Origin of the sequence: Rhizobium leguminosarum bv. viciae (genome assembly GCF_012276115.1) — a bacterium.
Lineage (GTDB): Bacteria > Pseudomonadota > Alphaproteobacteria > Rhizobiales > Rhizobiaceae > Rhizobium > Rhizobium leguminosarum_T.
Map to the genome: position 1 here is coordinate 246,019 of NZ_WIEU01000008.1, position 6,573 is coordinate 252,591.

Annotated in this window: 5 protein-coding genes; 1 reads left to right on the forward strand and 4 read right to left on the reverse strand. The window is 59.7% G+C overall.

Features of this window, described 5'->3' with window-relative positions:
- Positions 1-7 precede the first annotated feature (7 nt).
- Positions 8-1,393 carry a hypothetical protein gene (locus tag GFM02_RS17075; RefSeq protein WP_132614358.1) on the forward strand — a complete coding sequence of 462 codons (1,386 nt, stop codon included), beginning with the start codon at positions 8-10 and terminating at the stop codon, positions 1,391-1,393.
- A gap of 43 nt (positions 1,394-1,436) precedes the next feature.
- Here GFM02_RS17075 and GFM02_RS17080 read toward each other — a convergent pair whose 3' ends face one another.
- The 4 genes from GFM02_RS17080 to virB10 all read right to left on the reverse strand — a co-directional run.
- The gene (locus GFM02_RS17080; protein WP_168274311.1) at positions 1,437-1,769 is read right to left on the reverse strand and encodes a hypothetical protein; all 333 of its coding nucleotides are present in this window, start codon (positions 1,767-1,769) and stop codon (positions 1,437-1,439) included.
- A gap of 54 nt (positions 1,770-1,823) precedes the next feature.
- A complete protein-coding gene (locus tag GFM02_RS17085) occupies positions 1,824-4,547 on the reverse strand; it encodes a type IV secretory system conjugative DNA transfer family protein (protein WP_168322237.1) in 2,724 nt (907 codons plus the stop codon).
- On the reverse strand, positions 4,516-5,565 hold the full coding sequence (gene virB11 / locus GFM02_RS17090; protein WP_132614364.1) for a P-type DNA transfer ATPase VirB11: 1,050 nt from the start codon (positions 5,563-5,565) through the stop codon (positions 4,516-4,518). Before virB11 ends, GFM02_RS17085 begins: the two co-directional genes overlap by 32 nt.
- A partial coding sequence (virB10, locus tag GFM02_RS17095) for a type IV secretion system protein VirB10 (RefSeq protein ID WP_168322238.1) occupies positions 5,562-6,573 on the reverse strand: 1,012 nt, incomplete at its 5' end. The genes virB11 and virB10, both read right to left, overlap by 4 nt.

A 6,573-nucleotide genomic window follows, 5' to 3' on the forward strand; every position in this document is an offset into this window, starting at 1 on the left:
GTCTGGCATGCGGATCGTCGTTCGCAACAGTCCAGCGCATCCACTTGCCGACCTGTCCGGCCGAGAGGCAACCGCGTTGCGTGCCTGGTATGGCAACGCTGCATCCAAGGAAGATGAGGCTATTGCGCTTTCGGTCATCAAACGCGCCAAAGTGATGGACGGCTGGATTGAATGCGATTGCCTCGCCGCTGGCATGCAGCCATTGCTCGCACCGATCCAACAGGAGCGTACATTTACGCTGCGACGACTGACGAAGGAGGCGGACCCGCACCGGCATGAAGAGCGTCCAAACCATGCGCAAACGTGCCCGTTCCATGTAGACAAGGACGCTGCTCCGCCTCTGTTCGACCGTCGCTATCAGATTCGCCCGCTGCCAAAATCCGAGCGCAGCTATATCGACGCCCTTCCTGCCATTCCCAACCGCCTTGCTGATCTCTCGGACGATGATCCCACCCGATCGAGGGAACGAAACGACCGTCCTTCCAGACTTGGCGGCATCCTGTGGCGGATGCTGGACAAGGCAGGTACGAATGTCGTTCCGCCCCTGCAGGACAATCCCGAACTTGCGCTGGGAGGTCAGCTCTCGGGGATACGTTCTGCCGCGAGGGAGCTCAGAGTTCTGCGGACCTGGACACTGAACGCACTGATGTCGACATGGGCTGCGGATTACGAGGACCCAGATAGCCGCTGGCAGCGGTTGCTCTGGACCTCTCGTCCCGACTGGCCGGCGAGCCTTCGGCGAACTGGCTTTATGTTGCTGTTTGCGAAAAGCATCTCCGCGCAGGCGATCATCCCGGCGTCGTCCTCACGAACGATCGAGGTGCTTGGTAAAGTCCGCCAGCCATTGCGTGGCGATCCCGCACTCAGAGGTCCGTTCCTGACTTTGCTGAACGTCGATTTTCAGGACGATGACGAGGGACCCGTGCGGGCGATCCAGGCCTATGCGCAACCGGTCTATAATGGTGACACGCTCTTTCCGGTGGAATCCGGATTCGAAAGAGACGTTTCGCATCTGCTGTTCTGGCTACAGCAAGCTCTCTTCGACGCCGCGCCGGATCTTCGCATCAAAATCACCAAACCGCTATTCGCATTGGAAACTCCGATTGGACTGTGCAGACCGGACTTCATATTGGAGGCGTCGTATCGACGATCCCGGCCGGTGAACCTCATCGTCGAAGCGTTTGGGATGGATACCGACGAATATCGGGAAGCCAAGGAAAGGACGCTGCCTCGCATGAAGCATCTCGGACCGATCTTTGGCATTTTTCCGAAGGACCTCGCGGAGGCCGAGGCTGCAGACACCGCCAAGCGTCTACAAGACTGGGTGATCGATCAAGTTCGTCAGGCCAGAAATAATATCTCGCCAACATCCGATGACGACATCCTGACCTGAAGATCAATTGCGGTCGCCATTTTCCGCAGCGTTTGATTGGCCTTCACCGGACAGCGCTCAGCTCGACTCTCGCGGCATCGAGGAGCGCCTGTTGGATGATCACCAGTACCTCGGGTGGGCAAGTTCCGAACATGCGCGAGACGAGGTCGTCGGCCAGTTCTGTGATCGTGGGCGTCAGTCTCGCCGGCGCCGACTTGTCGATCGCATCCTCACCATCCCCCTCCAGGTCAGCTTCGGCTCCGATCGCTTGCCTCTCCATCTCGCGCTCCTTCACCATCAGCCAAAAGCCGGCGTCAGCCTTGGCGGCAGCGACAATTCGTTCGAGATGACCATCTTTTGAAATATCGCGGTGTAAGAGATGTCGGATCTCACCCATGTATCGTTCTCCCTGGCAGATGGGCGCAGTGTTGCGTTGCGAGCTACGTCGCAGCTACTCAGTATGTGCCTCGGTTTCAGATTGCTCCCGATCCTCGCCCAGCGGATCCCGCACCAAGCTAGCGAACTGGCGCAGGTAGGCTCTCGAACTGTCCTCCGTGAGCCGAGCCGACAGGCTCTCTATCAAGAGCTCGACATCCGCGTTCAGCTCGACCGGCTCGAGTGCATTCTCTTCGGCCTGCTGGAAGATCACCTCGTTCAACGCGGTTAGATCTGCCCCGAATACTTCTCTGACCTCCTGCCGCTGAAGAACAGACGCCACCGGCCGAGGATCGATTTGCTTCGGTGGACCATTGGCCTGTTTGGCTCGAACACTCCGATGTGCCGGTGAGCCCGAATAGACATTGCGGCTGAGCTTCTCCTCGTCGATATCGAGACCGATGTCACTCTCGCGAGCGGCTCCAGGCGTTTTGGGCATGCCGCGCTTTCGTTGCCCGCTCGCCGGATCCCTCTTTCGCTTGTCTCCCGATTGCTTCTTCTTTTCCGCCTGTACGTCCTCCTCCGCCACACCGGCCTCGCGCGTCTCGTCGAGATCCAGGCGATGACGCAGTTCGTCGAGCGAGGAAATGTAGACGTGGCGGACACCATCCTTGACGACGAAGCGCACGGCATCGATGTCAGTGCCTGTCGAGGCCGGGGCCGCCCCAGCGGACTTGCTGTCGTCGATCGTCCATTCAACTGGCTCAATGCAAGGCCTTTTCGCCGGCTTGAACTTTCGCACTTTTGAAAACGTCCGCTCACCGCCGGAATCAAGCTTCATGATGCGCATCAGCGGCATGCCGGTGACCTGCAGGATCGCCTCTTCCGGCTTCATCATCATCAGCGTGTTGACGGGAAGAAGATCAACTGACACCGGCACCTTCGAGATCGACCGCTGCCTTCGACCGTGACGATGAGAATACGACGATTGCTCGACCCACTCCGTCGTCTTGCCGGCCGCCGCAGAGACTGCCGCCGCATCCTCCTGGTTCTGGAAATTCATGAACAGCTTGATCGTCGAAGCGCCCATCAGGATCTTCTGGCCGGAGCGCTGATACAATCGCTCGAGCTGGGCGCCGTCTTGGAGGATGAAGACGAAACGCACCCCATTCTTGCGGATCAACGGGGCAAGTGTCAGCACTGTGTCGATCCGACCGCCATTGCCGAACTCGTCGAGCATCATAAGCACCTCGTGCTCGCCATTGCGCAATCGCCCCATCTGCACAAGCTTGTCGGCCATCTGCTGGATGAACATCGAGATCAGCCGCTCGTAGATCTGCATGGCGTTCCAGTCAGCCTGGATGTAGATGACGAGCTTACGCTTTCTGATGGTGTCGGTCGGGATCGTGGTGATCGAGGTCAGCGCTTCCACCAGCGGGTTCTGCAGAAAGTTGAGCTTGGCGACGATCTCAGCCGCAATTCCCTCCCCGAGCTTTTCATGGCGGCCGGCGAATTTGGTGAGCTGCATCCGGGTCTGGTCGGAGAGAGCCGGCTCGTAGTTCTCCAATAACTGGATGATCGCCTTGCGCTCATCCGACATCGAGTTGAGGATGCGATAGAGCTCGCTGAGCGACTTTCGGGTGTCTGGGCATTCGAGCACGAAGCCGAGCATCGCCGTCAGCAGGATCCTGGCGCTTTCCTCCCAGAAGTCGGAGGAATCCGATCGCAGTCGTTCCGGTAGCAGCATCTGCGTCAGCTTCTGCAAGTCGGTGATCCGCTGGTTCGGCTCGTCACTGATCAGGTCTAGCGGGTTGTAGCCGTCGGTGTATCTCGATCCCGGCGCGAGCAGGAAAACCTCATATCCCTTGTCGTTCAGGTAGCCCGACGTCTCCTCGAACAGCTCGCCGCTCATGTCGAGCACGACCTGTGACCCCTGGAAACTCATCATCGTCGGAATGACGAAGCCGCGCGATTTGCCCTGCCCTGGCGAACCGATCACCATAACATGCTGGTCGCCGTCATTGCGCAAAAGCAAACCCTGTTTCAGTCCGAGAACGATGCCGTGCTTGTCGCGCAGCCGAAAATCGGCTGCGTCCTTCAAGGTGGCGAGGCGTGCCTTTCCCATGATCATCCGCTGGCGTTTCTGAATTGCCGCGCCGATCGGAAATCCGACGATGGCACCGGCGGCAGCGAGACCTGCGAGCGCGGCGAGCACCGTCTGCCGGGAGGGTTTTTGATAGGCGCCGGCTGCATCGATTGCGCCGAAAGGCGCCTGATACATCGCGGCCAGATGATTGCCATAGTAGCTGGCAATCTCGGCATGCTCGCCGGCCTTGGTGGCAACCATATAGAAGGCCACGCCGTAGACGATGACACCGGCATAGGCGGCGGTGAAGATGAGAGCCGTATGAGCAATCAGACTGAACATCGATCGGACATGCAGGAGATAGAGGATCTTGCGCGATAGCGCCCTGCCACCTTTCATCATCCAGAGGCAAGCCAAGAAAAACAGGAGCGGCGAGGCAAGGACGAATGCCAGCAGCGAAAGCCCAACCGTGTTGCGCACATGGATGATAGACCAGGTATAGCGGACGGCGTCGATCAAGCGTGCCTGTCCCACATAGTCGAAGTAGGACGAAGACCCGAACGAGGTGATGTAGGCGTCATAGATCAGCGTGAAGAAGGCGAGCCACAAGAGAACGACGCCGAAGAGTGCGATCGGCAAGGTGAACAACGATGCCCGCTGCAGGCCCGTCCATTTCGGTCGGTCAATCTCGGTGTGCGTGGATACGCTTGCCATTTTCGTCCACCTCATCGGCAAAGTAGATCTCGCTGACGCCTCGACCGCCGGCGGCATCGCTCTTCTTCAACTGGACCACGATCGGGATGATCGAGCGGATGTATCGAATGATATCGTCGCGCTCCATGCGCACATTGCTGTTCAGCACCAACGTCGACAACCGGTTGAAAGCGTGGTGCGGCGAGTTTGCATGGATGGTCGACATTGAACCGGGATGCCCGGTATTGATCGCATTGAGGAAGTCGAAGGCCTCGTCGCCGCGCAACTCGCCCATGAAGATCCGGTCCGGTCTGAGACGGAGCGCCGTGGCCAGCAGATCGCCCATCGTCACCCTCGCCTCTCCCTGGCCGCCCTTCGAGACCAGCAGCGACACGACATTTTCCTGTCGCGGTTCCAGCTCGGCAGTGTCCTGCATGAGGATGAAGCGCTCGTGGTTCGGAATGGCGGTGAGCATCGTATTCAGAAACGTCGTCTTGCCCGTCGAGGTGCCGCCTGAAATCAGCATGCTGCGGTGATTGATGGCTGCCAGTTCAAGGAAGGCGCGAACCTTGCCGGCCCGCAGCAGCCGCGAAAGCTCGATATCGACGTCGTCGATGTAGTCGTCGCCCGTCACCTTGGTGAAGCGGAACGCACCGGCCTTCTCATAGTCGTTTAAATCGAAACGGCGGATGAACTGCTTGCGGATGGAGAAGGCGTGACCGGTTGCCGAGGTCGGGTTCAGCACGAACTGCACGCGTTCGCCATTGACGAGCGTTGCCGACAGGAGCGGATGTTGGGCGTTGACTGTTTGCTTGGTGAACGAGGCGGCGCGCGAGGCCATATGGCGGATCGCATCCTGATCGAGCCCCTCCACGTCCTGCCTCACCATGCTGAGCTGGCCGATACGCTCGAGCCAGATCTCATTGCTGCGCTGGCAGGAGATTTCGACCACGCCGGGATCGTCGAGAAACGGCCGGATCGGCTCGATCGCCTCAGAGAGGAAGTGCTGTTCGGCCGAAATCGACGTGCGCGCGTTCATTTGCCAAGCTTCCTTCTGCGCAGCCGCTCGAATTCTTCGCGTACCGGGTCCGGATAAAGTCCGGCGAAGTCGAGGTCGCGTGTGACGAAGACATTGATGTCCGAGCCCTGAGGGATATGGATCGTCGGTCGGATATTGCGGCTGTCCTGGAAGGCTTCTGTCCCCAGCTGCTGGATGCCGGAGGCAATCGTCTCGGCGGCGATTTCGCGAGCGCGATCCTGCGAGGTTTCACCATTGTCCTGAGGAATGCTGGTCACCGTTCCGTCCGTATTGATGATCGTGATATTGCGGTCCTGCTTCTGGCCGAGCTGGGCGATGTACTGAGTGGCGCCACCAATCAACGTCATCATCGCCGGCGGCCCGAACCGTTCCCAGTACTTGCGGTCGACGACACCCGTCATGCCCGAGCGCCCAAGCCGATCGGTGCCATAGGAGCCGAGCTGAACCGAAACGCCGTCTCCGCGGATCATCCGTGTCCAGACGATCAGGATCCGCTCCTGTCCCCGCTCGACGCCGGATTTATAATCGCCGATCAGGGACGATCCGGCCGGTATAAGGATGCGACGACCATCGAACGAATAGACATCGTCGCGCACAATCCCCTTCACCATGCCGGCGAGGTCTGAATTGATCGCCGTCTCCAGCGTTCCGCGGATCATCGTGCCCTGCGGGATCCAAGCGTCCGTGCGGCGGTTGTCGGTTGCGACTGAAACTTCGACACCCTGTCCGCCCATCGCCTTCAGGAAAGCACGATCATTGTCGACCGCGCCGCCGCCGTTCGCGGATGCTGCCGTTTGAGCCCCGGACGGATCGCCGGCGCCGAACAGTCCCGAACCCGTGGCGTCAGTCGATGCCCGCGCCGCACCGTTCCTCTGATCCGATTGATCGAAGACCATCGCGGAGGAGCGAACACGCTCCAGCAGCTTGGCTTGCCGCGCGAGCTCGATGCAGCGGGGATTGTCCGGGTTCTTGCCTCTGGCGCAGTCGACCTCGGCCGGTGGTAGAACC

Coding starts and splice junctions, on each gene's coding strand:
- GFM02_RS17075 (WP_132614358.1), top strand. CDS start 8: ATGCGGATCGTCGTTCGCAACAGTCCAGCGCATCCACTTGCCGACCTG.
- virB11 (WP_132614364.1), bottom strand. CDS start 5,565: ATGAACGCGCGCACGTCGATTTCGGCCGAACAGCACTTCCTCTCTGAG.
- GFM02_RS17080 (WP_168274311.1), bottom strand. CDS start 1,769: ATGGGTGAGATCCGACATCTCTTACACCGCGATATTTCAAAAGATGGT.
- GFM02_RS17085 (WP_168322237.1), bottom strand. CDS start 4,547: ATGGCAAGCGTATCCACGCACACCGAGATTGACCGACCGAAATGGACG.